The 26,394-nt window shown below is 71.6% G+C and carries 20 protein-coding genes and 2 pseudogenes; 11 read left to right on the forward strand and 11 right to left on the reverse strand.

What is annotated here, in order from left to right; translation table 11 throughout:
* Positions 1-39: 39 nt before the first annotated feature.
* From AC3CH1_RS21950 to AC3CH1_RS21960, 3 genes are all read right to left on the reverse strand, one after another.
* A complete protein-coding gene (locus tag AC3CH1_RS21950; protein ID WP_488464501.1) occupies positions 40-1,125 on the reverse strand; it encodes a hypothetical protein in 1,086 nt (361 codons plus the stop codon).
* Positions 1,122-2,234: a hypothetical protein gene (locus AC3CH1_RS21955; protein ID WP_488464502.1), complete on the reverse strand. Its 1,113-nt coding sequence runs from the start codon at positions 2,232-2,234 to the stop codon at positions 1,122-1,124. The genes AC3CH1_RS21950 and AC3CH1_RS21955 overlap by 4 nt, the downstream gene beginning before the upstream one ends.
* 94 nt (positions 2,235-2,328) lie before the next feature.
* Positions 2,329-3,036: a lipoprotein gene (locus tag AC3CH1_RS21960; protein WP_488464503.1), complete on the reverse strand. Its 708-nt coding sequence runs from the start codon at positions 3,034-3,036 to the stop codon at positions 2,329-2,331.
* A 148-nt stretch (positions 3,037-3,184) separates the two neighbouring features.
* Here AC3CH1_RS21960 and AC3CH1_RS21965 point away from each other — a divergent pair, with 148 nt between their 5' ends.
* The 5 genes from AC3CH1_RS21965 to AC3CH1_RS21985 all read left to right on the forward strand — a co-directional run bounded on the left by AC3CH1_RS21965 (position 3,185) and on the right by AC3CH1_RS21985 (position 11,881).
* Entirely contained in the window at positions 3,185-5,002 is a 1,818-nt protein-coding gene (locus AC3CH1_RS21965) for an ABC-F family ATP-binding cassette domain-containing protein (RefSeq protein ID WP_488464504.1), read from the forward strand.
* A 67-nt stretch (positions 5,003-5,069) separates the two neighbouring features.
* Positions 5,070-6,842, forward strand: a complete 1,773-nt coding sequence (locus AC3CH1_RS21970) for an outer membrane protein assembly factor BamB family protein (RefSeq protein ID WP_488464505.1) — start codon at positions 5,070-5,072, stop codon at positions 6,840-6,842.
* 236 nt (positions 6,843-7,078) lie between these two features.
* Positions 7,079-9,037 (forward strand): outer membrane protein assembly factor BamB family protein, encoded by a 1,959-nt coding sequence (locus AC3CH1_RS21975; RefSeq protein WP_488464506.1) that lies wholly within the window; start codon positions 7,079-7,081, stop codon positions 9,035-9,037.
* Between the two features lie 85 nt (positions 9,038-9,122).
* Positions 9,123-10,898, forward strand: coding sequence for an outer membrane protein assembly factor BamB family protein (locus AC3CH1_RS21980; RefSeq protein ID WP_488464507.1), 1,776 nt, complete (start codon positions 9,123-9,125; stop codon positions 10,896-10,898).
* Positions 10,899-11,170: 272 nt separating this feature from the next.
* Complete coding sequence (locus AC3CH1_RS21985) at positions 11,171-11,881, forward strand: helix-turn-helix transcriptional regulator (protein ID WP_488464508.1); 711 nt, start codon at positions 11,171-11,173, stop codon at positions 11,879-11,881.
* Positions 11,882-11,915: 34 nt separating this feature from the next.
* On the opposite strand, the gene AC3CH1_RS21990 is transcribed toward AC3CH1_RS21985, so the two are convergent.
* Both AC3CH1_RS21990 and AC3CH1_RS21995 read right to left on the reverse strand, forming a co-directional pair.
* Complete coding sequence (locus tag AC3CH1_RS21990) at positions 11,916-12,230, reverse strand: hypothetical protein (RefSeq protein ID WP_488464509.1); 315 nt, start codon at positions 12,228-12,230, stop codon at positions 11,916-11,918.
* Between the two features lie 15 nt (positions 12,231-12,245).
* A complete protein-coding gene (locus tag AC3CH1_RS21995; RefSeq protein WP_488464510.1) occupies positions 12,246-13,916 on the reverse strand; it encodes a sodium:solute symporter family protein in 1,671 nt (556 codons plus the stop codon).
* 266 nt (positions 13,917-14,182) lie between these two features.
* Here AC3CH1_RS21995 and galT point away from each other — a divergent pair, with 266 nt between their 5' ends.
* Genes galT through galK form a run of 3 tightly spaced genes read left to right on the forward strand, consistent with a single transcriptional unit; the run spans position 14,183 to position 17,456 of the window.
* Complete coding sequence (galT, locus tag AC3CH1_RS22000) at positions 14,183-15,226, forward strand: galactose-1-phosphate uridylyltransferase (protein WP_488464511.1); 1,044 nt, start codon at positions 14,183-14,185, stop codon at positions 15,224-15,226.
* Positions 15,223-16,221 (forward strand): UDP-glucose 4-epimerase GalE, encoded by a 999-nt coding sequence (galE, locus tag AC3CH1_RS22005; RefSeq protein WP_488464512.1) that lies wholly within the window; start codon positions 15,223-15,225, stop codon positions 16,219-16,221. Before galT ends, galE begins: the two co-directional genes overlap by 4 nt.
* Positions 16,218-17,456, forward strand: a complete 1,239-nt coding sequence (gene galK, locus AC3CH1_RS22010) for a galactokinase (RefSeq protein ID WP_488464513.1) — start codon at positions 16,218-16,220, stop codon at positions 17,454-17,456. Before galE ends, galK begins: the two co-directional genes overlap by 4 nt.
* A gap of 21 nt (positions 17,457-17,477) precedes the next feature.
* Here galK and AC3CH1_RS22015 read toward each other — a convergent pair whose 3' ends face one another.
* Positions 17,478-17,918, reverse strand: coding sequence for a GNAT family N-acetyltransferase (locus tag AC3CH1_RS22015; protein ID WP_488464514.1), 441 nt, complete (start codon positions 17,916-17,918; stop codon positions 17,478-17,480).
* A gap of 246 nt (positions 17,919-18,164) precedes the next feature.
* Between AC3CH1_RS22015 and AC3CH1_RS22020 the strand changes: the two are divergent.
* Positions 18,165-18,942, forward strand: a pseudogene (locus tag AC3CH1_RS22020) (helix-turn-helix transcriptional regulator).
* Here AC3CH1_RS22020 and AC3CH1_RS22025 read toward each other — a convergent pair.
* Positions 18,904-19,393, reverse strand: a pseudogene (locus AC3CH1_RS22025) (MarR family winged helix-turn-helix transcriptional regulator); the annotation flags it as partial. The pseudogenes AC3CH1_RS22020 and AC3CH1_RS22025 sit on opposite strands and share 39 nt — an antisense overlap.
* An 89-nt stretch (positions 19,394-19,482) precedes the next feature.
* Between AC3CH1_RS22025 and AC3CH1_RS22030 the strand changes: the two are divergent.
* The gene (locus AC3CH1_RS22030; protein ID WP_488464515.1) at positions 19,483-20,298 is read left to right on the forward strand and encodes a trans-aconitate 2-methyltransferase; all 816 of its coding nucleotides are present in this window, start codon (positions 19,483-19,485) and stop codon (positions 20,296-20,298) included.
* A gap of 10 nt (positions 20,299-20,308) precedes the next feature.
* Here the strand turns inward: AC3CH1_RS22030 and AC3CH1_RS22035 are convergent, their stop codons facing one another.
* From AC3CH1_RS22035 to AC3CH1_RS22045, 3 genes are all read right to left on the reverse strand, one after another.
* Positions 20,309-20,914, reverse strand: a complete 606-nt coding sequence (locus AC3CH1_RS22035; protein ID WP_488466699.1) for a Uma2 family endonuclease — start codon at positions 20,912-20,914, stop codon at positions 20,309-20,311.
* A 102-nt stretch (positions 20,915-21,016) separates the two neighbouring features.
* A complete protein-coding gene (locus AC3CH1_RS22040) occupies positions 21,017-21,703 on the reverse strand; it encodes a TetR family transcriptional regulator (protein WP_488464516.1) in 687 nt (228 codons plus the stop codon).
* Entirely contained in the window at positions 21,700-22,686 is a 987-nt protein-coding gene (locus tag AC3CH1_RS22045) for an acyl-CoA desaturase (protein ID WP_488464517.1), read from the reverse strand. The genes AC3CH1_RS22040 and AC3CH1_RS22045 overlap by 4 nt, the downstream gene beginning before the upstream one ends.
* A 399-nt stretch (positions 22,687-23,085) precedes the next feature.
* Here AC3CH1_RS22045 and ppc point away from each other — a divergent pair, with 399 nt between their 5' ends.
* A complete protein-coding gene (gene ppc, locus AC3CH1_RS22050; protein ID WP_488464518.1) occupies positions 23,086-25,815 on the forward strand; it encodes a phosphoenolpyruvate carboxylase in 2,730 nt (909 codons plus the stop codon).
* A gap of 44 nt (positions 25,816-25,859) precedes the next feature.
* On the opposite strand, the gene AC3CH1_RS22055 is transcribed toward ppc, so the two are convergent.
* Positions 25,860-26,330 carry a hypothetical protein gene (locus AC3CH1_RS22055; RefSeq protein ID WP_488464519.1) on the reverse strand — a complete coding sequence of 157 codons (471 nt, stop codon included), beginning with the start codon at positions 26,328-26,330 and terminating at the stop codon, positions 25,860-25,862.
* Between the last annotated feature and the right edge of the window lie 64 nt (positions 26,331-26,394).

The following is a 26,394-nucleotide window of genomic DNA, read 5'->3' on the forward strand; positions in this document are numbered from 1 at the left end:
GGCGGCGGGGGAAGGCGAGCTACCACGACCCTCCCCGTCCTACACCGGCCGTGGCGTCTCGCAGTCATGGAGCTCCGCCGAGCGCTCGGCGAAGCGCTGGAGGGCCGCCCGCAGCCCCCGGTGGTCCACGACCGGCGCCGCGAGCTTCCGGTCGTCGTCCTTGTCGCGGAGGGTGACCACCTCGAACAGGGCGGTCCCGCCCGCGCCGGGACATCGGGCGGCCAGCGCGTAGGTGCCGGTCGGCGCGTCCGGGCCCCTGCGGGCGGCGGCGTCGCTGTCCAGCCATGCGTCCAGCCGGAAGCGGGCATCCCGGGCGGACGGCCCGTAATGCGCGGTGAACCCGTACAGGAACGCACCGCGCAGACCGCCCAGGACGCAGTTCTCCAAGGGCGCCGGAGCCGCCGTGATCTCCTGCACCGTGCGCACGCCCCACCGGGCGGCCGTCTTCCCGTCCAGCAGGCCCGCGCAGCTCCCCGTGGCCGCGGCGACGGGTTTGTAGTCCCTGCGGTTCGTCGTGACGCCGACCTGCTTCACCCGCCCGCCGACCGGAGCCGCACAGGCGGTCCGCCGGGCGTACGCCGAGGCCGTCTCCGTGAGGACGGCGACGAGCCGCTCCCGGGCCACCGGGTCGTCGAAACCGCCCCGGCCGAGGTCGGCCTCCGCCGTCATCAGCTGCCCGTAACCGGACTTCTTGCCGCAGCTCAGCATCAGGACGGCCCCCGCCTCGTCCGTGTCCTCGCTGTCCGGGTCGAACCGGAAGGAACCGGTCCAGCCATGGCCGAGGGGGGCGTCGAACCCGTCGGAGTCCTCCAGGGTCGTCATGCGTTCCGTCCTCCCGGCCCACAGCACCAGGCCGGCGTCCGTGTCGTCGTCGGACGCGCTGACCGTGCAGTGCCGCCGGTCGCCCCAGCGGGCCGACGAGGTCAGGGACACACCGTCGAACAGCTCCCGTACCGCACCGGCCGCCAGATCGCCGTCGCAGGCCGTATCCAGGGCCCGGTCGTCGCGCCAGGAGTCGTAGCCGCCGGAGACCCAGAAGAGTCCTCCCGCCAGCACCGCCGCGGTCGCGGTCCAGGCCGCCGTGCGGCGCACCGATCGCCTGCGCCAGAAACGGACGTCGCTCACTTCCACACCTTTCCGAGGAGCTTCGCCGCACGGCAGCCGGACGAGGTCAGATACGCGTCGAGGATCCGGTCGGCCCGGTCGCCCGCGAGAGCGGCCGCGGCCGTTGTCACCGTCACCCGGCTCAGCGTCCGGGCCCCCGAGCACGAGGACGCGGCCCAGACGGCCAGCGTGTACGACTGCTCACCGTTCCCCGGCTCCGGGGCACGGGACAGTGCGGCCAGCTCGGCCCCGTACGCCGTGCGCGCCTCGGGCAGCAGCGGCCCCCGCCAGCTCACCGAACTCACCTCGGCGAAGTGGTCCAGCCGATTCGCCGGCTTCGCACGCGGCACCCTGAGGGAGCAGGCGTCCGCGTCGTCGGCCGTGACGCCGTCAGGTTCCCGGTCGTCAGGCCCCCAGGTCCTGCCGTCGAGCATCCCGGGCCGGAACCAACGGCAGGCCTGCGGGACCTCGTCGGAGTTCTCGGAGTCCTCCGCCTCGCGCATCGGCGGCGGCCGTACGTCCGAGGGCTCCACCGCCGTACCTCCGCAGCGGCCCCGGTCACGTACGTGGTTGGCGACCGCGGCCACCGCGTCGCCCAGCTCCTTCGCCGCCCCCGCCGCCTCCGACCCGTCGGCGTCCAGCGAGGCGTGGACGCGGAAGCGCGTCACCGGCCGGGGGTAGCCGGGCAGACCCGCCGGGCAGGCGGCGGTGACCTGGGTGGTGGCGCGGAGGTACGCGGTGGCCCAGCGGGGCTCCTTCGCGGTGCTCGCGGAGATGATGTCCCCGGGCCGTACGCCGGACAGCGGAACGTCCAGCACCGGCACCGCCGCGAGATCCAGCGTCCCGTCCTCGCCCCACTCCAGCGAGCACCGCAGCAGGGCGCGCGGTCCGCGCCCGGACGGCCCGGTCAGGTCCAGGTCGTCGCGCAGCTCCCAGGTCTCGTCCCCGGGCAGCAGACCGCGCACCGTCCCGCGCGGCAGGACACCACCGCAGGCGGTTTCCAGGACCTCGGCGTTATGGGCGTCGCGCCGCTCGGACCGGACGAGGAGGAAGCCGGCCACCAGAACCGCGGCGAGCACCACGGCGGTCGCCTTCGGCAGCACCCGGTGACCGATGAATCGTTCCCACACCGTTGCCGCCACGTCGCCCCCCGGCTCTTGATCAGTGGGCGCACGGTATCGCACCCCCTCGGTCCTGCGGCGGGCACGGACACGGAGCGGGCGGTCAGCCGAGCTTCAGGGTCCTCTTCGCCAGTTCGAACGCCGGAAGCATCGCCGTGTGCTCCTCGGAGTCCATCCCGCCCAGATGCACCACGACCGGGCCGTCGGGCGTCGCGACGGCGAAGGCGCGCTCCTTCTTCGGCTCGTCCAGCAGTTCGCTGTGGGTGGTGTATCCGACCTCGGCGCCCGCGAGCGCACCGGCCGTCACCTGCGTGTAGACGGCATCGCTCGCGGTCTCGCCCGCGTTCGGGGAGTCCGCCACGAACGCCTTCAGAACCGCGCGCGGGTCGTCCTCGGACGGCTCGCCCTGCCACACCCGGATGAAGCCGATGCTGCCCGCCGGCTTGGCGTCGATCTCGCAGACCACCTTCACCGTGCCCTGCTCGGCGAGTTCGGCCAGTGCCTCGGCCAGCTCGGGGTCCGGATTCATCGTGACCCCCCGCGGCTTCCAGTCCGCGGCGGTGTCGAAGGTCACCGGCAGATCGCACGCCGAACCCGCGCCTCCGACCTGCCCGCCCTTCTCCGCCACCTCCGTGGCGCCGGTCCCGGTCTTCTCCGCCCCGGCCTCGGCCGCAGCCTTCGCGGGTGCGCTGCTCGCCGCCGGTCCGCCCGAGCTCCCGTCGCCCGCCCCGGTCGACGACGAACAGCCGACCAGCGCCACCGCCAGGGCCGCCGGTATCAGGCCCCGTACCGTTCCACGCGCCATCGTCATGAAGTCCCCACCCCGCATTGTCTTCCGCACCGCCCCGACCCGGGGCTGCTCCCCATGATCGATCGCGGCACGTTATCGCGCTCCGCGCGGCGACTACTCTGGTACGTCGAGCGGTCCTCACCGCAGGGACCCCCGGGACAGGAGTGAAATGGCCGTCAATCTGGTCAATGTCGAGCAGGTCAGCAAGGTGTACGGCACCCGTGCCCTGCTCGACGGTGTATCCCTCGGGGTCTCCGAGGGCGACCGGATCGGTGTCGTGGGCCGCAACGGCGACGGCAAGACCACCCTCATCCGGATGCTCGCCAAGCTGGAGGACGCGGACACCGGCCGCGTCACCCACAACGGCGGGCTGCGACTCGGCGTCCTCACCCAGCACGACTCCCTGGACCCGAAGAAGACCATCCGCCAGGAGGTCATCGGCGATCTCGCCGACCACGAGTGGGCGGGCAGCGCCAAGATCCGCGACGTGCTCACCGGGCTCTTCGGCGGCCTCGCCCTCCCCGGCTTCGAGCACGGGCTCGACACGGTCATCGCCCCGCTCTCCGGCGGCGAGCGCCGCCGGATCGCGCTGGCCAAGCTCCTCATCGACGAGCAGGACCTGATCGTCCTCGACGAGCCCACCAACCACCTCGACGTCGAGGGCATCTCCTGGCTGGCCGGCCATCTGCGGACCCGGCGCTCCGCCCTCGTCTGCGTCACCCACGACCGGTGGTTCCTCGACCAGGTCTGCACCCGCATGTGGGACGTCCAGCGCGGCACCGTCCACGAGTACGAGGGCGGCTACAGCGACTACGTCTTCGCCCGCGCCGAGCGGGAGCGCATCGCCGCCACCGAGGAGTCCAAGCGGCAGAACCTCATGCGCAAGGAGCTGGCCTGGCTGCGCCGCGGTGCCCCCGCCCGTACCTCCAAGCCGCGCTACCGCATCGAGGCCGCCAACGAACTCATCGCCGACGTGCCGCCGCCGCGCGACACCAGCGCGCTGATGAAGTTCGCCAACGCCCGCCTCGGCAAGACCGTCTTCGACCTGGAGGACGTGACCGTCCAGGCCGGCCCCAAGACCCTCCTCACCCACCTCACCTGGCAGCTCGGCCCGGGCGACCGCATCGGCCTGGTCGGCGTCAACGGCGCGGGCAAGACCTCGCTGCTGCGCGCGCTCGCCGAGGCCGCCCGCACCCAGGGCGACGAGCAGCCCGCCGCCGGGAAGGTCGTCGTCGGCAAGACCGTCAAGCTCGCCTACCTCTCCCAGGAGGTCACCGAGCTCAACCCGAACCTCCGGGTCCTGGAGGCCGTCCAGCAGGTGCGCGACCGGGTCGACCTCGGCAACGGCCGCGAGCTGACCGCCGGTCAGCTCTGCGAGCAGTTCGGCTTCACCAAGGAGAAGCAGTGGACGCCCGTCGGCGACCTCTCCGGCGGTGAGCGCCGCCGGCTCCAGATCCTGCGGCTGCTGATGGACGAGCCCAACGTCCTCTTCCTCGACGAGCCCACCAACGACCTCGACATCGAGACCCTGACGCAGCTGGAGGACCTCCTCGACAGCTGGCCCGGATCGATGATCGTGATCTCCCACGACCGGTTCTTCATCGAGCGGACCACCGACCGGGTCATGGCGCTCCTCGGCGACCGCGCCCTGCGCATGCTGCCGCGCGGGATCGACGAGTACCTGGAGCGCCGGCAGCGGATGGAGGAGGAGTCCACCCCCTCCGCCGCCGCGCCCCGTACGTCCCCCACGGCCGCCGCGGCCCCGGCCGTCTCGGCGCAGGAGGCCCGCGCCGCGAAGAAGGAGCTCCAGAAGGTCGAGCGGCAGCTCGACAAGCTCTCCACCCGGGAGACCGCGCTGCACAAGCAGATCGCCGACAACGCCACCGACTTCGAGAAGGTCGCGGGCCTCGACGCCGAACTGCGTGAACTCGTCACCGAGCGGGACGAGTTGGAGATGCGCTGGCTGGAACTGGCCGAGGACGCCTGACAGGCGGTGACGCGGCAGGTGGTAGAACGGGACGGCAGGGACCGTACGTTCGAGGGGGACCACACCGATGTCGCAGCCGCCGCGGGGCGGGCCGGGGGAGCAGGAGGGCTTCGGCGCTCCGTACGAACCGCAGCCCGGCGCGTACGGGAACCCCGTGCCGCCCCAGCACCAGCCGCAGCCCCGGCCCGGCCCGTACGGGCAGCCGCCCACGACGCCGTACGGCTACCCGCAGCCGCAGCCGCAGCCGCAGCCGCAGCCGCAGTCGCAGCCCGGTCCGTACGGCCCGTCGCCCGCCGTGTCGTACGGCCACCAGGGGCCCCGGCCCTCGCCCTCGGGCGGGCGTTCGCGGGGCCGGGTCGCGGGTCTCGTCGCCGCCGTGCTCGCCGGGGTCCTCGTCATCGGGACCGGCGTCTGGTTCGCGGTGGGCGGCGATGATGGCGCCGACGACGAGAAGCCCGTAGCGAAGGAGAGCACCGCCCCGAAGCAGCCGGGCGCCGCGCCGGGTCCGAAGGCTACGCCCGCCCCGGGGGCCGCGGAGATCAACAAGGGCCGCGAGAAGGGCGAGGCGAAGGTCCGCTGGGTCCAGCGGAACGGCGTGGACCTGCCGGGGGGCGGCGCCTCCGCCCTCGGCCCCTGGGTCGTCGGCGATGTCGTGGCCAAGGCCATGTACCGCACGGCGTCCGGCTATTCCCTCGACGACGGCGCGCGGAAGTGGAGCCTGCGGCTGCCCTCCGACGTCTGCGCGGCACCGACCCGGCCGACCGCGGACGGGAAGATCGTCATCGGGCTCCTGACCGACACCTCCACGGAGGATTCGGTCTGCGACAAGCTCCAGATGATCGATCTGGCCACCGGCGAGGCGGGCTGGTCCGCCACCTTCGAACGCGCGCCGACGCAGGACGGGCTCGCCAACATCGTCATGGCGATCAGCGGCGACGTCCTGACGATCGGGCGCGTCGGCCGCACCGATGCCTACCGGGTCAGTGACGGCAAGCACCTGTGGGACAAGCTGCCCGGCCCCTGCCAGTCGTACGGTCTCGCCGGCGGAGCCGTCCTGCTCGCCGCCGTCAGTTGCCGCGACCAGCCGGCCGGCGAGTCCGAGTCCGGGTCCGGGTCCGGGTCCGGGTCCGACGATGTCGTCGAGGAACTGCGGCGCATCGACCCGTCCACCGGCCGGACCCTGTGGACGTACGAGGCCGAGAAGGACTGGCTGATCGACGAAGTCCACTCCGTCGACCCACCGGTGATCTCGCTCCGCAAGGGCGGGGCGGTGGAGGGCGAGTGGGCCATCACGGTCCTGAACGCCGACGGAACCTTCCGCTCCCGGCCCGCCGCCGGTGACGACGTCCCCGAGGCCCGGTGCACCGGCATGCGGCGGAACGTGGGCGCGAACCTCGACACCTGCGTCGGAGTGACCGCCGACGCCGACACGCTCTACGCCGCCACGAAGCACCGGTTCGCGGACGGGGTGCTGACCAACGACGTCGTCGCCTTCGACATGAGCACCGGCAGGAAGAAGTGGAAGGTCCCCGCACCCGCCGGCCAGACCCTGATGCCGCTGCGCGTCGAAGGCGGCAAGGCGCTGGTCTACCTCGGCCCGCCCGGCGCGAAGAGCGGAATCGAGGGCGTCGGCGGCGGCATCGTGGCGCTCGGGCCGGACGGCGGCGCACCGCGGCAGGTCCTGCGCCACCCGGCGTCGGCCGCGGTGACCGAGCGCACCTTCACCGATCCGCTCGTCCTCTACACCGGCGGCCGCTCGCTGCTCATGCTCACGCATGTCTCCGCGGCCACCGACGAGGAGGAGACGGAGCTGCCGACGATGATGGCCTTCGGTGACTGACCATCACCTCCCGCCGGGCGTAACGGAGGCATCACGAGGCGGTTCTCCCTTGGGAACAGGGGTTGGCCCGAACCGGTGCCCCGTGGCGGACGGGTGGTAGAAAGAAGCCCCGCCCGACTGTCGTAACACCGCGGAAGCCATGCCCGATTCGCTCCTTTCCGAGGGGAATTGACCCCCTCGGGAATGCGGGGGAGACCGATTCGCGCACCGGTCCGCACGAAGGGGGACGTGCTGATATGAGCCAGCCGCCCAGCCAGCAACCGCCGCAGGGAGGCTTCGGGGCTCCGCAGGAGCCGCCGAACGGAGCTCCTCAGCAGCCCCAGGACCAGCCGAACCCGGCGAAGCCGCCGCAGACGCCGCCGGGTCAGCCGCCCCAGGGGCCGCCCCCCGCGCAGCCGCCCGGTCCCCCGGCCGGCCCGCCGCAGACGCCCCCGCCGGGCGCCCCGGCGTACGGCTATCCGCAGCAGCAGCCCCCGGCCTGGCCCGGCTACGGCTACCCGCAGCAGCCGGGCCAGGCCCCCGGACCGTACGGCCAGCAGCCCGGCCAGGCTCCCGGGCCGTACGGCCAGCAGGCCTCCGGACCGTACGGCCAGCAGCCCGGTCCCTACACCCAGCAGGCCCCGGGCCCCTACGGTCAGCAGGCCCCGGGCCCGTACGGCCAGCAGCCCCAGCCCGGCTACGGCTACCCGACGCAGCAGCACCCCGGCGTGCCCGCCCCCGGCGGGCAGGGCTCCGGCTCCGGCGGGTTCCTCAAGAACAAGACGGGCATCGTGGTCGCGGCGGCGCTCGCCGTGGTCCTGGTCGCCGGGGCGGGCACCTGGTTCCTCGTGAGCGACGGCGGGGACGACCCCAAGAAGCCCGTCGCCGGCACGAGCAACGACCCCAAGCCCCCCAGCGAGTCGCCGACGGTCGACGAGGGCGACGGCACCGGTGACGGCCGCGAGGGCAACGACGACCTCAACGCCGGGCGCAAGCCGGGCGAGGCCAAGGTCGCCTGGCTCCAGAAGAACGACGTGGACCTGCCGCGCAACGGCGCGTCCGTCGAAGGCCCCTGGTTCACCGGCGACCTCGTCGCCAAGGCCGTGTACCGCGGCGTCTCCGGCTACTCCGTCGCCGACGGCAAGCAGAAGTGGACCCTGGCGCTCCCCGCCGACGTGTGCGCCGCGCCCAACACCTCGACCGCCGACGGCAAGCTCGTCATCGGCGTGAAGGACGGCACCACCGACCGGGCCAAGTGCTCCATCCTCCAGATGATCGACCTCAACACCGGCAAGGGCGGCTGGAAGAAGACGATCAAGAAGAACGGCACCTGGGACTTCCTGTCGGACATCGGTCTGGCGATCAGCGGAGACACCGTCACGGTCGGGCGCACCGGCAATTCCAACGCCTACCGCGTCAGCGACGGCAAGGAGCTGTTCGGCAACCCCGACGGCAACTGCAAGCCCTTCGCCTTCGCCGGCGGCGCGAAGCTGATCGCAGCCGCCAGCTGCCGCACCGACGACGCCAAGAACCCGCAGCACCAGGTCCAGGAGCTGGACCCGGTCACCGGCAAGGCCAAGTGGACGTACCAGCCCGCGCGCGGCTGGCAGGTCAGCAAGGTCTACTCGGTCAGCCCGCTCGTCGTCAGGTTCGACAACGAGGCGAAGAAGCAGTACGGCATCGCGGCGCTCACCGAGAGCGGCAAGCTCCGCTCGCAGCTCGCCCCCGCGCAGGGCGACAAGCTCACCGTCGACTGCGGGGGCAGCTTCGCGATCTTCGGCGAGAAGCTCGAAGGGTGCAGCGGCGTCGCCGCCGACGCCAACACCTTCTACATCGCTACCGAGGACGACAGCAGCGGGACCTCCCGGACCAACAAGGTCATCGCGTTCGACCTGAACACCGGCAAGCCCAAGTGGGAGGCGCCCGCCCCGGCCGAGCGCGTTCTGAAGCCGCTGGGCATGGAGGGCGGCGACGTGCTGCTCTACATGCGGCCGAAGTACGACACCGCCGGCGCACTCGTGACCCTGCCGCCGACCGGGGGCACTCCCAAGACGCTGCTCCAGCACCCGGCGTCGGCCGGCCGGATCGAGAACGGCTTCTTCTCGTCCAAGGTCCTCTACCAGGACGGCCGCTCCTACATCTTCAGCAAGCGTGTGAGCGCGAGCAACGACAAGGAAGAGCTGGAGCAGTCGACGATGCTGGTGTTCACCAAGTGACGGTCCGCCACGGCATCCGACCGCGGTCGGCCCCTCCCGGCCCCACGCGCCCCCACACCCACTCGTCTCCCGAGGTACGCACGCCATGACCCAGCCGCCCCAGCCACCGCAGCAGCCGCCGAACACGCCCCCGCCCTCCGGTCCGCCTTCCGGTCCGCCCTCCGGTGGGTTCGGCGCGCCGCAGGACCCGCCGCCGGGAGGCTACGGCACCCCGCCGTCGGCCGGCGGCTACCCCACCCCGCCCGCGCCGCAGCCCAACGGGTACGGCTACCCGCAGGCCCCGCAGCAGGGTTACGGCTACCCGCAGGGGCCCGCCGGACAGCCCGGGACGCCCCAGCAGGGTTACGGCTACCCGACCCAGCCGATGCAGCCGCAGTACGGGGCCCCGCAGCCGTCCGGCGCCGGCGGCAAGAAGTTCTCCACCCAGATGCAGATCATCGTCGCCGCGGCCGTCGCCGTGGTGCTGATCATCGGCGGCGGGATCATCTACGCCTCCACCGGCGGCGACCAGGGCGGCACGGACGAGGCCTCCTCGTCCGGCGCCACCGGCGGCGAGGCCAAGGGCGGCGAGGGCGGCCTGGCCGGCGGTGAGGAGAAGGCGCCCGCCAACACCAAGTCCAAGGTCGCCTTCCAGTTCCCGGAGCCGGTGGTCACCGACATCACCACGGTCGCGGGCTCCTGGGTCACCGACAAGGCGTACGTCAAGTCCGGCATCGCCGAGGTCACGGGCTACGACCGCGACAAGGGCACCAAGCTCTGGTCCTTCCCGCTCGCGGGCGAGGTCTGCACCGTCTCCCGGCACATGAGCAAGGACTACAAGGCGGCCATCGTCTTCCAGGAGACGAAGGCGACCAAGGAGAACAAGTACCCGTCGTGCAACCAGGTCGGCGTGATCGACCTGAGCGCCGGCAAGCTCCTGTGGAGCAAGAGCGTCACCTCCGCCACCGGCGGTGACAGGCCCATCCGCTTCGACGAGGTCACGCTCAGCGGGACCACCGTCGCCGCGGGCGGAACCTCCGGCGGCGCGGCCTTCAAGCTGGCCGACGGCGCCTCGCTCTGGAAGCCGAAGGTCGGCGCGGACGGCTGCTACGACCGCGGCTACGCGGGAGGCGAAGCCCTCGCCGTGGTCCGCAGGTGCGGCACGTCCGACAGCCCGCAGCTCACCGTGCAGGCGCTGAACCCGGCGACCGGCGCGCCGCTGTCCTCGTTCCAGATGCCCGCGGGCGTCGAGTACGCGAGCATCGTCTCCACCAAGCCGCTGGTGGTCGCGGCCGACGTCGGCGACACCGCCGGCGACGGCAGCAGCATCTCCGACTTCTTCTCGATCGACGCGGCCACCGGCAAGCTGATCGTCCGCATTCCCGCCGACGCGGACATGTACGCGGCGGAGTGCGGCTCCACCGATGTCGAGCAGTGCAAGCACATGGCCGTCGGCAACAACCGGCTCTACCTGCCGACCGAGAGGCACGACGGAACCAGCGAGTACGGCGACACGAACGAGATCGTCGCCTTCGACCTGACCACCGGAAAGCTCCTCGGCGGCCGGGCGGACGCGGGCGACCGCCACACGCTGACGCCGCTCCGGATGGACGGCACCAGCATCATCGCCTACAAGGAGGGCCCGTACGACAAGGGCGGCCAGGTCGTCTCCATCGACGGCGAGACCTTCAAGCAGACCCTGCTGATGGAGAACCCGAGCGACGAGACCGTCCGCGAGGCGGAGAAGCGGTTCTCCATCGACACGGGCGAACTCCTCTACAGCGAGGGCCGGTTCTACATGGCGAGCGGCTCGGTCCACAAGCCCAGCACCGTCAACCCGGACGAGAAGCGCTACCTCGTCGTCGCCTACCGCACCGACTGATCACCGCGCTCTCCCCGGGGAGCGTCCCGCAGTGCCAGGCCCCGCCGGTCGATCACCTCACCGGCGGGGCCGATCGCTTTCCGCCCGTGAAGTGATCCCGAACTGCCGGTCAACGAGCCATGAACGCAGGTCGACCGGGACCGAAGGGCGGAGAATTCGGCATTCCGGGGGGCTTCTCCCACGTAAGGGCCGCGCGGTGTCGAACAAGCGTGTAGCTTGCCGGGGCAGGAGTCCGGGGGCCGGGCGTCCAGGGGCTTTGGGGGGTGAGGACCGTGGGTGTGCGGCTCATGGTGGTCGACGATCACCGGCTGCTCGCCGAGGCACTCGCCTCGGCGCTGAAACTGCGCGGGCACCGGGTGCTCGCGGCGGCGGCGCCGACGTCCGGGGCAGCGGAGCTGGTCGTCGGCAGGGCCCCGGAGGTCTGTCTGTTCGGTACGGCCTCGCCCGCCGCCCCCGGGGTCTTCGACCCGATCACGCGCATCGGCCGGGAGCGCCCGCAGGTGGCGGTGGTGGTCCTCGGACCGGTGCCCAGCCCGCGCGGGATCGCCGCGGCGTTCGCCGCCGGGGCCGCGGGGTACGTCCGGCACGACGAGCGCATCGAGGGCGTCGAGCGGGCCATGCTCAAGGCGCGGGCGGGGGAGAGCGCCATCGCCCCGCAGCTGCTGCGGGGCGCCTTCGCCGAACTGCTCAACCCGACGGCCCAGCCCGACGACGAGGGGCGGCGGCTGCTGCGGATGCTGACGCCGCGCGAGGCGGAGGTGCTGGTGCGGGTCGCCGAGGGCGAGGGCACCCGGCTGATCGCGGCCGGCATGGACATCGCCCCCAGCACCGCACGCACCCACGTCCAGCGGGTCCTGATGAAGCTCGGCGTCGGCTCCCGCCTGGAGGCGGCCGCGCTCGCGGCCCGTACGGGACTGCTGGAGAGGGCCGCGGACGACGGCCCCACGCCGCAGGGGCCGTACGTCCCCGGACAGCGCGGGTGACGTACGGCCCCTGCGGGCACGGCGGACGGGCGGGTCAGCCCGCGTCGGACTCCGGCTTCGGGCCGGGGTCCAGGTCGCTCTCCGGGGCCGCCGGGGCCTCGGCCGGGCGCAGCTTCATCCAGACCAGGAAGAACAGGCCGAGCGCCAGCATGGCGAGGCCCGTCCACAGGTTGATGTGGACGCCCTCGGCCTTCTTCAGGTCGGCGTCGGACGGGCTGACGCCGGCGATGGTGACGATCACCCCGTAGACCACGAACAGGCCGCCGATGATCCGCCGGATGTCGAAGAGACGGGCGGCGGTGGCGGACTTGCGCTCCAGCTCGGAGACTTCCTTGTGCAGGTCGGACATGGTGAGTTCCTCCGATCAGAACGAGTAGGGGATGTAGCAGGCGGCGGCGAGGACGACCGCGCCCCAGCCGAGCAGTGCGGGCTTGCGGTACCAGGCGCTGTCGGCCTCGTCGAGCGCCTCGTCGGGGTCCGGCGATTCGGTCCCGTACACCAGACCGGCCAGCTCCGCTTCGGGCTTCGGCGCGGTGAAGAGGGTGACGACGACCATGACGACGGCTCCGGCGACGAATCCGACGATCGCGGAGACGAAGTTGGCGCCCTGGTCGGACGGGATGTCGATGATCCCGCCCTTGTAGATCCAGAAGTAGTTGACCATCGCGGCCCCGGTGCCCGCGACCAGGCCCCAGACACCGGACTTCATCGAGGCCCGCTTCCAGAACATGCCGATGATGAAGACGACGAACATCGGGACGTTGAAGAACGAGAACAGCGTCTGGAGGTAGCTCATGATGTTCGAGAAGCTGGCGGCGATGAACGCCGTGCCGATCGAGGCCAGCACACCGATCGCCGTGATCAGCCGCCCGAAGCGCAGGTAGTAGGCGTCCGGCTTGTCCTTCACCACGTACCGCTGCCAGATGTCGGTGGTGAACACCGTGTTGAACGAGGACACGTTGGCCGCCATGCCCGCCATGAACGCGGCGAGCAGACCGGTCACCGCGATGCCGAGCACGCCGTTGGGCAGCAGCTCCTGCATCAGCAGGGGTATCGCGTCGTTGTAGGTGAGGTCGGAGTCCGGGGTGCCGATCTTGGGCACGATCACGGCGGCGACCAGGCCCGGGATCATCACCGCGAAGACGATGAAGATCTTCGGGAAGGCGGCGATCAGCGGGGTGCGCTTGGCGGCGGAGAGGTTCTTGGCGGAGAGGGCGCGCTGCACCTCGGCGAAGTTCGTCGTCCAGTAGCCGAAGGACAGCACGAAGCCGAGGCCCAGGATGATCGTCAGCCAGTTGGCGCCCAGCGGGTTGGCGTCACCGATGCCGGTGCCGCCCCAGGCGGTCATGAAGTCCCCGCCGTGCTGCTTGGTCAGCGAGTCGCTCATCGCGTCCCACCCGCCGACCCGCTTCAGACCGAGGACGGTGAGGGGGATCAGCGCGGCGAGGATGACGAAGAACTGGAGCACCTCGTTGTAGATCGCCGAGGAGAGTCCGCCGATCGTGATGTAGACCAGCACGAACAGGCCCGCGACGACGATCGCGACCCACTGCGGCCAGCCGAGGAGCGCCTCCACGACGATCGACAGGGCGTAGAGGTTGACGCCCGCGATGAGGATCGCGGCGAAGGCGAAGAGCACGGAGCTGAGCAGGTGCGCGGACCTGTCGAACCGCTGGAGCAGGAACTCCGGCACGGAGCGCACCTTGGAACGGTAGTAGAACGGCATCATCACCAGGCCGAGGAAGACCATGGCCGGGATCGCGCCGATCCAGTACCAGTGCACCACCGCGACGCCGTACTGCGCGCCGGTGGCCGCCATGCCGAGGATCTCGGTGGCGCCGAGGTTCGCCGCGACGAAGGCGAGCCCGGTCACCCAGGCGGGCAGCGACCGTCCGGAGAGGAAGAAGTCGAGGCTCGTCCTGACACTGGCACGGGCCGCGAAGCCGATGCCGAGCACGACGACGAAGTAGATCGCCAGGATGGCGTAGTCGAGCCCGTTCGTGGGGAGCCGGAGCCCTTCGGCAAGTGTGTGCATGGGGGGTACTCGCTTCGTTGCGCGAACTGAACCCGTCGGAACTTACGCCTCTGTGTTCGAGAAATGAACAGCCTCGTTGGGGTTCTTTGTTCGATCGTGATCGAGCGCGGGTGAATGTCCGGGTATGCCATCCGGTGTCGCCCGGTGTCGCCCGCTGCCGTCCGGGTGTCGACCGGGAGCGGGGAATGTTCGCGGCCATTGACGCGCGTGTTTGCTTGTGATTTGTTATGTGCGATTATGTTGGGAGGATCTGGTGGAGGACCCTGGTGAAGAAGACGGTTACGACCCTCGCCGACGGCCGTGAGCTGATCTATTACGACCACGCCGACGACACCGTCCGCGACGCCGTCGACCACCGCCCGCTGGACCCCGTCTCGACCTCGTCCGAGATCCGCCGCGACCCGCTGCTCGGTGACGCGGTCGCCGTCGCCTCGCACCGCCAGGCCCGCACCTACCTCCCGCCGGCCGACGCCTGCCCGCTCTGCCCCTCGCGCGACGGACGGGTCGGCGAGATCCCCGACAGCGACTACGACGTCGCCGTCTTCGAGAACCGCTTCCCCTCCCTCGCCGGCGACTCCGGCCGCTGCGAGGTCGTCTGCTTCACCGCCGACCACGACGCGTCCTTCGCCGACCTCACCGAGGAACAGGCCGCCCTCGTCCTCGCCGCGTGGACCGACCGCACCGCCGAACTCGCCGCACTCGACCAGGTCACCCAGGTCTTCTGCTTCGAGAACCGGGGCGCGGAGATCGGCGTCACCCTCGGCCACCCGCACGGCCAGATCTACGGCTACCCCTTCGTCACCCCGCGCACCGAGCTGATGCTCCGCTCCGCCGCCCGCCACCGCGAGGAGACCGGCCGCAACCTCTTCGACGACGTGGTCGCCCGCGAGGAGAAGGACGGCTCGCGCGTCGTCCTCGCCACCGACCACTGGACCGCCTTCGTCCCGTACGCGGCCCACTGGCCCTACGAGGTCCACCTGTACCCCCGCCGCCGCGTCCCCGACCTGCGGGAGCTGGACGAGCGGGCGCGGACGGAGTTCCCCCAGGTCTATCTGGAACTCCTGAGGCGCTTCGACCGGATCTTCGGCCCCGGTGAGCCGCCGACCCCGTACATCTCCGCCTGGCACCAGGCGCCGTTCGGGGTCCCCGGACGGGACGACGTCGCCCTGCACCTGGAGCTTTTCACCATTCGCCGGACCTCCGGCAAGCTGAAGTTCCTCGCGGGGTCCGAGTCCGGCATGAGCGTGTTCATCAACGACGTGCCGCCGGAGGCCGCGGCCGAGCGACTGCGAGAGGTAGCGAGCAAGTGAGCGATTCCCCGAAGGCCGGCAAGCTCCCGAAGAAGTACCTGGTCACCGGCGGCGCCGGCTACGTCGGGAGCGTCGTCGCCCAGCATCTGCTGGAGGCCGGGCACACGGTGACCGTCCTGGACGACCTCTCCACCGGCTTCCGCGCGGGCGTCCCGGCCGGAGCCGCGTTCATCGAGGGCCGCGTCCAGGACGCCGCCCGCCACCTCGACCCCTCCTACGACGGCGTCCTGCACTTCGCCGCCTTCTCCCAGGTCGGCGAATCCGTCGTCGACCCGGAGAAGTACTGGGTCAACAACGTCGGCGGCACCACCTCCCTGCTCGCCGCGATGCGCGAGCACGGCGTGCGCACCCTCGTCTTCTCCTCCACCGCCGCCACCTACGGCGAACCGGTCTCCAGCCCCATCACCGAGACCGACCCCACCGCCCCCACCAGCCCCTACGGCGCGTCCAAACTCGCCGTCGACCACATGATCAGCGGCGAGGCCACCGCCCACGGCCTGGCCGCCGTCTCACTGCGCTACTTCAACGTGGCCGGGGCCTACGGCAGCTGCGGCGAACGCCACGCGCCCGAGTCCCACCTCATCCCGCTGGTCCTCCAAGTGGCCCTGGGGCAGCGCGAGTCGATCTCCGTGTACGGCGACGACTACCCCACCCCCGACGGCACCTGCGTCCGCGACTACATCCACGTCGCCGACCTCGCCGACGCCCACCTGCTGGCCCTTCAGGCCGCCGCCCCCGGCGAGCACCTCATCTGCAACCTCGGCAACGGCAACGGCTTCTCGGTCCGCGAGGTCATCGAGACCGTCCGCAAGGTCACCGGCCACCCCGTCCCCGAGACCGCCGCCCCCCGCCGCGGCGGCGACCCGGCCGTCCTCGTCGCCTCCGCCGCCACCGCCGTCGAGCGCCTCGGCTGGCAGCCCTCCCGCGCCGACCTGGCCGGAATCATCGCCGACGCCTGGCAGTTCGCCCGCCGAGAGGACACCACCACCCCATGACCGAGACCACCGCCCCGTCCACGCCCCTCGCGGAGCCGGACGGGACCGACCCGGCTGTCACCTTCGCCGAGCCGGACGGGACCGATCCCGCCGCCACCTTCTCCGAGCTGTACGGGGGCGAGCCCGACGGCGTCTGGGCGGCACCCGGACGAGTGAACCTGATCGGCGAGTACACCGACTTCAACGACGGCTTCGTCATGCCGCTCGCCCTCCCGCACACCGCCGTCGCGGCCGTATCCCGCCGCGACGACGGCGTCCTGCGCCTGTACTCCTCCGACGTCCCCGGCGGCGTCGTCTCGCTGCGCGTCGACGAACTCGCCCCGCACTCCGGCCACGGCTGGGCCGCCTACCCCGCAGGGGTGCTCTGGGCGCTGCGCGAGGCGGGGCACCCGGTCACCGGGGCGGACATCGCACTGACCTCCACCGTGCCCACGGGCGCCGGGCTCTCCTCATCCGCCGCCCTCGAAGTCGTCACCGCGCTGGCCCTGAACGACCTCTTCCACCTCGGCCTCACCGGACCCGAACTCGCCGTCGTCGGCCGCCGCGCCGAGAACGACTTCGTCGGCGTGCCCTGCGGGATCATGGACCAGATGGCCTCGGCCTGCTGCGTCGAGGGCCACGCCCTCCACCTGGACACCCGCGACCTCTCCCTGCGTCAGGTCCCCTTCGACCTGGCCGCCCAGGGCCTGACGCTGCTCGTCGTCGACACCCGGGTCAAGCACGCCCTCGGCGACGGGGCGTACGCGGAGCGCCGGGCCGGCTGCGAGGAGGGCGCCCGGCTGCTCGGAATACCGATGCTGCGCGACCTGCGTCACGAGAACCTCGCCGCGGCCCTCACCACGCTCGCCGACGCCGGGGCGGACGAGTCCGTGATCCGCTACGTACGCCATGTCGTCGGCGACAACCGCCGGGTCGAGCAGGTCATCGCGCTGCTCGACGCGGGCGACGTCCGCGCCGCGGGTCCCGTCCTCTACGAGGGCCACCGCTCGCTCCGCGACGATCTGCGGGTCTCCTGCCCCGAACTGGACCTGGTGGTCGAGGCGGCGAACGAGGCCGGGGCGCTCGGTGCCCGGATGACCGGCGGCGGCTTCGGAGGCTCGGCGGTCGTCCTGGTGGAGGCGGCGGCGGCCGGCACCGTGGCCAAGGCCGTCAGCGAGGCGTTCGCGGCGGCCGGACACACGGCCCCGGGGATCTTCGACGCCATCCCGTCGGCCGGGGCGCGCCGACTGCGCTGACCCCGCCGCGGAGCCCCGCGTTCACAGGTCCTTGACCAGGATGAACTCGGTGACGCCCGGCGGGTAGTCCGCGACCCGGCCGATCTCCTCGTACCCCTGTGCGCGGTAGAAGCCGGGGGCCTGGAAGTCCCAGGTCTCCAACCGCGAACGGGTGCAGGCACGCTCGGTGCGGGCGGTCCGTTCGGCCTCGGCGAGCAGACGCGCGCCGAGGCCGGAGCCCCGGTGCGGGGCGTCGACCCAGAGCAGATCGACATGCAGCCAGTACGCCCAGGTCCGCCCGGTCAGCCCACCGGCCAGGGCCCCGTGCTCGTCCAACGCCCAGACCTCCAGCGGAACTTCGTGCTCGGCGGGGGTGGAGAGCAGCGCACGCAGGCCGGCCGCGGCCGCGATGTTGTCCTCGTGCAGACGCCCGCTCAGCAGAATACGACGTTCTCTGTCCACTTCTGTCTCAAGACGGAACATGAAGCACACCCTAAACACCCTGGGCAACCAGTTCGGTGAATCGCCTTCCCCCCGTGGCCCCCACCCGTACGCTGATGCTCAGCACCGGTGGGGGCCGGTGCCGATTCAGGGGAGCGAGAGAGCCGGGTACGGCGCCCGGGGGCGGGGCGGCAGGCGGTGCGAAGGCGGCGGCCGGAGCACAGCGGGCCGTGCCGAGCCCTTCGGGCGCCGTACCCGCAGCTGTCCGCCCCCATCGATGGGGGTTCTGTGGCGCGTATCCGGGTTCTGGTGGTCGACGACCACCGCATCTTCGCCGAGTCGCTCGCGGCGGCCCTGGCGGCCGAGCCCGACGTGGACGTGTCCGCGGCGGGCAGCGGCCCGGCCGCGCTGCGCGCCCTGGAGCGGGCCGCCGCCGAGGGGCGTGGTTACGACGTGCTGCTGGTGGACGCCGAGTTGGGCGCCGTGACGGCCGGCGGCGCGCACCCCGTCCCCGTGCCCCGGCAGGAGGAGACGGGCGTCGTCGACGGCATCTCCCTGGTCGCCGGGGTCAGTTCGGGCCGGCCCGCCGTCCGGTCGGTGGTGCTCGCCGAGAAGGACGATCCGCGGGCCGCCGCACGGGCGCTCCAGGCGGGCGCCTCGGGCTGGGTGGCCAAGGACTGCTCGTTGCAGCGGCTGCTGGCGGTGATACGGGGCGTGCTGCGCGACGAGACGCATCTGCCGCCCGCGCTGCTCACCGGCGTGCTGCGGGAGCTGACCGCCGCCCGCAAGCACCGCACCGAGAGCGAGCGGCTGGTGGAGTCGCTGACGCCCCGGGAGCGGGAGGTGCTGCGCTGCATGGTGGCGGGACTCGGCCGCAAGGCGGTCGCCGAGCGGCTGTTCCTCTCCCCGCACACGGTGCGCACCCATATGCAGAACGTGCTGGGCAAGCTCGGGGTCCACTCCACGCTGGCCGCGGTGGCGCTGGCCCGCCGGGCGGGGGTCGGACCCGCCGAAGCGCCCCTGAAGTGGGAATGTTGTCGAACGGGGCGGTCAACTGGCGCAGTAGCCCGGCCAGTTCGCCGCGCTGGTGGCGGGAGAGTTCGCCGAGGATGGCGCGTTCCTGGTCGAGGAGTCCGGCCAGCGACTGGTCGGCCTTGTCCCGCCCCTCGGCCGTGAGCCGGACGAGGACGCCGCGCCGGTCGTTCGGGTCGGGCAGCCGCTCGACGAGGTTCTTCTTGGTCAGCCGGTCGATGCGGTTCGTCATCGTGCCCGAGGTGACCAGGGTCTGGGTGAGCAGTTGCCCGGGGGAGAGCTGGTAGGGCGCCGGCCCGGCGCAACGACGTCAGCACGTCGAACTCCCACGGCTCCAGGTTGTGCTCGGAGAAGGCTATGCGGCGGGCCCGGTCGAGGTGGCGTGCCAGGCGGGAGACGCGGCTGAGCACCTCGAGTGGTTCCACGTCGAGGTCGGGGCGCTCTCGGCGCCATGCAGCGACCAGTCGGTCGACCTCGTCCTCCATAGCGATCAGTGTAGAGGGTCCCTCGACATGAAGTCTCTTGAATTCAAGTGTCTTGACATCAAGAGATTCTCGGCGTGATCCTGTTCCCCATGACCGCACCCGACCAGCCCTCCTGGGACCCGCAGCAGTACCTGCGCCACGCTGACCACCGCACCCGCCCCTTCCGCGACCTCCTGGCCCGCATCGGCGACCTCCCCGGCCACCCCGCACCCCGCATCGCCGACCTCGGCTGCGGCGCGGGCAACGTCACCGCCCTCCTCGCGGACCGCTGGCCGGACGCCCGGATCACCGGCTACGACACCTCGCGCGAGATGCTCGCCGAAGCCGCCGCCCACGCCCGGCCGCCCCTGCTCGACTTCGCCGAGGCCGACGCCGCGACCTGGACGCCCACCGAGACGTACGGCCTGATCGTCTCCACCTCCGCACTCCAGTGGATCCCCGGCCACGCCGAACACTTCCCCCGCTGGCTCGACGCCCTCGCCCCCGGCGGCACCCTCGCCTTCCAGCTCCCCGGCAACTTCACCGCCCCCAGCCACACCCTCCTGGCCGCCCTCCGCGCATCCGACCGCTGGCGCCCCCTGCTCCACGGCATCGGCGACCGCACCGCCTCCGCCCTGGACCCCGCCGACTACCTCACCCGCCTCCGCGACCTGGGCTGCACGGCCGACGTCTGGGAGACCACCTACCTCCAGACCCTCCACGGCGACGACGCGGTCCTCGACTGGGTCAAGGGCACCGCACTGCGCCCCGTCCTCACCGCCCTGGCCGACGATCCGGCGGCCCGCGACACGTTCCTCACCGAATACCGCGACCTGCTCCGCAAGGCCTACCCGCCCGGCCCGTACGGCACGGTCTTCCCGTTCCGCCGCATCTTCGCCGTCGCCCGCAAGAAGCCGGAGGCGTGACCGGCGGGCCCTACAGCTCCTTGAGCGCGTCCGCCGAGACGTCGATGTCCACCGCGAACGGCACACCCGTCTTCAGCCGGTCGTGATGGATCCCGGTCAGCGCGTACGCCTTCGTCACCGGGTCCAGCTCGTAGACCCGCACGACAGGGTGCTGATCGGTGCCGACCATCTCCACCAGCCAGAAGTGCGGGATCCCCGCCGTCGCGTACTTGTGCGGCTTGGCCTCACGGTCGCGGGCCTCGGAGTCGGGGGAGACGACCTCCACGGCGAGGAGGATGTCGGCGGCGGCGTACGACGTCTGCTCCATCCCCTTGGCGTCAGCCTCTCTGCGAACGACGGAGATATCCGGCTCCGGCCCGTTGCGCCGGTCCAGCACCACGGTCATCTCGCGGCGGACCTTCACCTCCGGTGGCGCTGTACTGCGCAGCCCTGCCACCAGCAAATCGATCACCATGCTGTGGAACTTGCGCTGCGGACTCACGAAAACCAGGCTCCCGTCGATCAGCTCTGTGTGCGGCGGGAGATCGGGCAGCGTGAACAGATCGTCCACGGTGTATCCGTCCTGCGGGGGCACCGGCCAGCGGGAGCTGTGCGCGGTGGTCGGCTCGGCGGTCATGGTTCCTCCCATGGACGAATCCTCTGCCCTCCCGACCACCCTACGGCGGGAAATCCGCATCCGTCATCACAACGGGTGACGACGTACGGAAGGGTCGCGCGATCAGCTCTTCCGGTGCCCTATCAGCCGGGGCTTCGCCTCCAGGTTCTCCAGCCCGTGCCAGCACAGATTCACCAGATGGGCGGCCACCTCGGCCTTCTTCGGCTTGCGCACGTCCAGCCACCACTGGCCCGTCAGCGCCACCATCCCCACCAGCGCCTGCGCGTACAGCGGGGCCAGCTTCGGATCGAAGCCCCGGGCCTTGAACTCCAGGCCCAGGATGTCCTCCACCTGCGTGGCGATGTCACTGATCAGCGACGCGAACGTGCCCGTCGACTGCGCCACCGGCGAATCCCGCACCAGGATCCGGAAACCGTCCGTGTACGACTCGATGTAGTCCAGCAGCGCGAACGCCGCCTGCTCCAGCAGCTCGCGAGGGTGGCCCGCCGTGAGCGCCCCGTTGACCATGTCCAGCAGCTGACGCATCTCGCGGTCGACCACCACCGCGTACAGGCCCTCCTTGCCGCCGAAGTGCTCGTACACCACCGGCTTGGACACCCCGGCACGCGCCGCGATCTCCTCCACCGAAGTGCCCTCGAAACCCTTGTCGGCGAAGAGGGCGCGCCCGATGTCCAGCAGCTGCTCGCGGCGCTCCTTGCCCGTCATCCGGACCCGCCGGGCCCGGCGGGAGGGGGAGGTCCTGCTCTTCTCGCTGCTCGTGCTGCCGTCGGTCGCCACGTCGTCAATCATGCCGCGTCGGCCGGAACGGACGTGCGCCGGGAGTCGATACGCTCGGCATCCGGCCACCGCACATCCGTGGCCCAGCCCAGCATCTCGAACCAGCGGATCAGCCGGGCACTGGAGTCGATCTGCCCCTTCATCACACCGTGCCGGGCACTCGTCGGGTCCGCGTGGTGCAGGTTGTGCCACGACTCGCCACACGACAGCACCGCCAGCCACCACACGTTCCCCGACCGGTCACGGGACTTGAAGGGCCGCTTGCCCACCGCGTGGCAGATCGAGTTGATCGACCAGGTCACGTGGTGCAGCAGCGCCACCCGCACCAGCGAACCCCAGAAGAACGCCGTCGCCGCACCCCACCACGACATCGTCACCAGACCGCCGACCAGCGGCGGAATCGCCAGCGAGACGATCGTGAAGGAGAGGAAGTGACGCGAGATGCCCCGGAGCGCCGGATCCTTGATCAGGTCGGGGGCGTACTTCTGCTGCGGCGTCCGCTCCTCGTCGAACATCCACCCGATGTGCGCCCACCACAGCCCCTTCATCAGAGCCGGCAGGCTCTCCCCGAACCGCCAAGGCGAATGCGGATCACCCTCCGCGTCCGAGAACCGGTGGTGCTTGCGGTGATCGGCCACCCACCGCACCAGAGGCCCCTCCACCGCCAGCGAACCCATCACGGCCAGCGCGATCCGCAACGGCCGCTTCGCCTTGAACGAACCGTGCGTGAAATACCGGTGGAAGCCGATCGTGATCCCGTGACAACCGATGAAGTACATCGCCACCAGCAACCCCAGATCCAGCCAGCTCACCCCCCGACCCCACGCCAACGGCACCGCCGCGACCAGGGCCACGAACGGCACCACGATGAACGCCAGCAGCGCGAACTGCTCGACCGACCGCTTCCTGTCGCCGCCCAGCGTGCCGGGGGGCAACGAGGCCCCGGCCGCCCCGGAGGACTCGCTCTCGTCGATCACATAAGGGGTGCTCGGCATGGGGGGATACCTCTGAGGGTGAGGGAGACGGCGCGGACGGCCGTGGCTACGCCTCCGTAACCTACGGCTTGGTAAGTATGACAGTGACGGGCACCACAACACGAGAGGGCGCTCCCACCCGTCACGCGCGATACCCCGCCCGCCCACTGGGTAAGGGGATAGGGACCCGGGTGTCCCGGGCGGCGACCGTCACCCCGTCGGGGCAACGGACACGCCGCCTGCGACGACACCTATCCTGGGAGCGTCGGACAGCGCGGTCCGCACCCGCTCGTCGGGGCGTGGCGACAGCACCGCTGCCAGCCGCAGGGCCCCGGACCCCGCCACCCGCCCCCCACCACCACCCATGGGGGGACGGCGAAGCGAACGCACCTCCTCATTCACTGCAAGGAGCCGCACACTGTGAGCAGTGCCGACCAGACCCCTGCCGCCAGCCCCGCGCTGCGCGCCGACATCCGCCGCCTCGGCGACCTCCTCGGCGAGACCCTCGTCCGCCAGGAGGGCCAGGAGCTCCTCGACCTCGTCGAGCGGGTCCGCGCCCTGACCCGCACCGACGGCGAAGCCGCCGCCGAACTCCTCGGCGACACGGACCTGGAGACCGCGGCACAGCTCGTGCGCGCCTTCTCCACCTACTTCCACCTCGCCAACGTCACCGAGCAGGTCCACCGCGCCCACGAGATGCGCGACCGCCGCGCGGCCGAGGGCGGCCTGCTCGCCCGCACCGCCGACCGGCTCAAGGACGCCGACCCCGAGCACCTCCGCGAAACGGTCAAGAACCTCAACGTCCGGCCCGTCTTCACCGCACACCCCACCGAAGCCGCCCGCCGCTCGGTCCTCAACAAGCTCCGCCGCATCGGGGCCCTCCTGGAGACCCCGGTCATCGAGGCCGACCGCCGCCGCCTGGACCTCCGCCTCGCCGAGAACATCGACCTCATCTGGCAGACCGACGAACTCCGCGTCGTCCGCCCGGAACCCGCCGACGAGGCCCGCAACGCCATCTACTACCTCGACGAACTCCACGCGGGCGCCGTCGGGGACGTCCTGGAGGACCTCGCCGCCGAACTGGAGCGCGTCGGCGTCGAACTGCCCGCCGGCACCCGCCCCCTCACCTTCGGCACCTGGATCGGCGGCGACCGCGACGGCAACCCCAACGTGACCCCCGCCGTCACCTGGGACGTCCTGATCCTCCAGCACGAGCACGGCATCACCGACGCCCTGGAGATGATCGACCACCTCCGCGGCCTCCTCTCCAACTCCATCCGCTACGCCGGAGCCACCGAGGAACTCCTCACCTCCCTCCAGACCGACCTGGAGAACCTCCCCGGCATCAGCCCCCGCTACAAGCGGCTGAACGCCGAAGAGCCCTACCGCCTCAAGGCCACCTGCATCCGCCAGAAGCTCGTCAACACCCGCGAGCGCCTCGCCGAAGGCACCCCCCACCGCCCCGGCTGCGACTACCTCGGCACCGCCCAACTCATCGCCGACCTGGAACTCATCCAGACCTCCCTGCGCGCACACAAGGGCGGCCTCTTCGCCGACGGCCGGATGGACCGCACCATCCGCACCCTCGGCGCCTTCGGCCTCCAGCTCGCCACCATGGACGTACGCGAACACGCCGACGCCCACCACCACGCCCTCGGCCAGCTCTTCGACCGGCTCGGCGAGGAGTCCTGGCGCTACACCGACATGCCCCGCGACTACCGGCAGAAGCTCCTCGCCAAGGAACTGCGCTCCCGCCGACCGCTCGCCCCCACCCCCGCCCCGCTCGACGCGGCCGGCGAGAAGACCCTCGGCGTCTTCCACACCATCAAGCAGGCCTTCGAACGCTTCGGCCCCGAAGTCATCGAGTCCTACATCATCTCCATGTGCCAGGGAGCCGACGACGTCTTCGCCGCCGCCGTCCTCGCCCGCGAGGCCGGACTCGTCGACCTCCACGCCGGCTGGGCCAAGATCGGCATCGTCCCGCTCCTGGAGACCACCGACGAACTCAAGGCCGCCGACGTCATCCTCGACGCCATGCTCGCCGACCCCTCCTACCGCCGCCTCGTCTCCCTGCGCGGCGACGTCCAGGAGGTCATGCTCGGCTACAGCGACTCCTCCAAGTTCGGCGGCATCACCACCTCCCAGTGGGAGATCCACCGCGCCCAGCGACGCCTCCGCGACGTCGCCCACCGCTACGGCGTACGCCTGCGCCTCTTCCACGGCCGAGGCGGCACCGTCGGCCGAGGCGGCGGCCCCTCCCACGACGCGATCCTCGCCCAACCCTGGGGCACCCTCGAGGGCGAGATCAAGGTCACCGAGCAGGGCGAGGTCATCTCCGACAAGTACCTCATCCCCGCCCTCGCCCGCGAGAACCTCGAACTGACCGTCGCGGCCACCCTCCAGGCCTCCGCCCTGCACACCGCACCCCGCCAGTCCGACGAAGCCCTCGCCCGCTGGGACGCGGCCATGGACACCGTCTCCGACGCGGCCCACGACGCCTACCGCAAGCTCGTCGAGGACCCCGACCTGCCCGCGTACTTCCTCGCCTCCACCCCCGTCGACCAGCTCGCCGACCTGCACCTGGGCTCACGGCCCTCCCGCCGCCCCGGCTCCGGCGTCTCCCTCGACGGCCTGCGAGCCATCCCGTGGGTCTTCGGCTGGACCCAGTCACGCCAGATCGTGCCCGGCTGGTACGGCGTCGGCTCCGGCCTCAAGGCCCTGCGCGAAGCCGGACTCGACACCGTCCTCGACGAGATGCACGAGCACTGGCACTTCTTCCGGAACTTCCTCTCCAACGTGGAGATGACGCTCGCCAAGACCGACCTGCGCATCGCCCGCCACTACGTCGACACCCTCGTCCCCGACGAACTGAAGCACGTCTTCGACGCCATCGAGGCCGAGCACGCCCTGACCGTACGAGAAGTCCTCAAGGTCACCGGCTCCACCGAACTGCTCGGCACCAGCCCGGTACTCCAGCAGACCTTCGCCATCCGCGACGCCTACCTGGACCCGATCTCCTACCTCCAGGTCTCCCTGCTCGCCCGCCAGCGCCAGGCGGCCGAGCGCGGCGAGGAAGCCGACCCGCTGCTCGCCCGCGCCCTGCTGCTCACCGTCAACGGCGTCGCGGCAGGACTCCGCAACACCGGCTGACCGTACGGACGTACGACGTACGGAAGGGCCCCGGGGCGGTCCTGCTACAGCGCGACGAACGTCGCCACCAGCAGGGCCGCCCCCGCCGTACCGACACCCCACGCCGCCCGCGACATCCGCAGCCCCCCGCCGATCACGAACGCGGCCAGCACCATCGCCCCGCCCAACGGCACCCACGCATGCAGGAAGCCCGGCACCCCCGTGCGGACCACCGCATCGGAACCGGGCTTCACCACTACGGGGAAACGATCCCCCTCCCGCGCCGCGACGGACCGGCCCACGCTCACCCGCGGACGCTCTCCCGACACCGCGTCCGGCTCGAACGCACCGGTGCACGCCTCCTCGCCACACCCCGTCACCGTCACCGTGCCGTGGTCACGCCCCTTGGCCAGAACGATGTGGTGCGCCGTGTTCCACGACGACCACGCACCGGCGACCAGCAGCACCAGGACGACCAGCCCCATGGCCACCCGACGTCCCGCGAGCGCCGCACGCTGGGAAGAGCTCCGTTTCATGGGGGCCGATCCTTGGCCAGACCCGCACCCCCGGTCAACCTGTGGCCGAAAAACGCCCCACCAG

It is taken from the genome of Streptomyces sp. MGP-P1, from assembly GCF_057766565.1.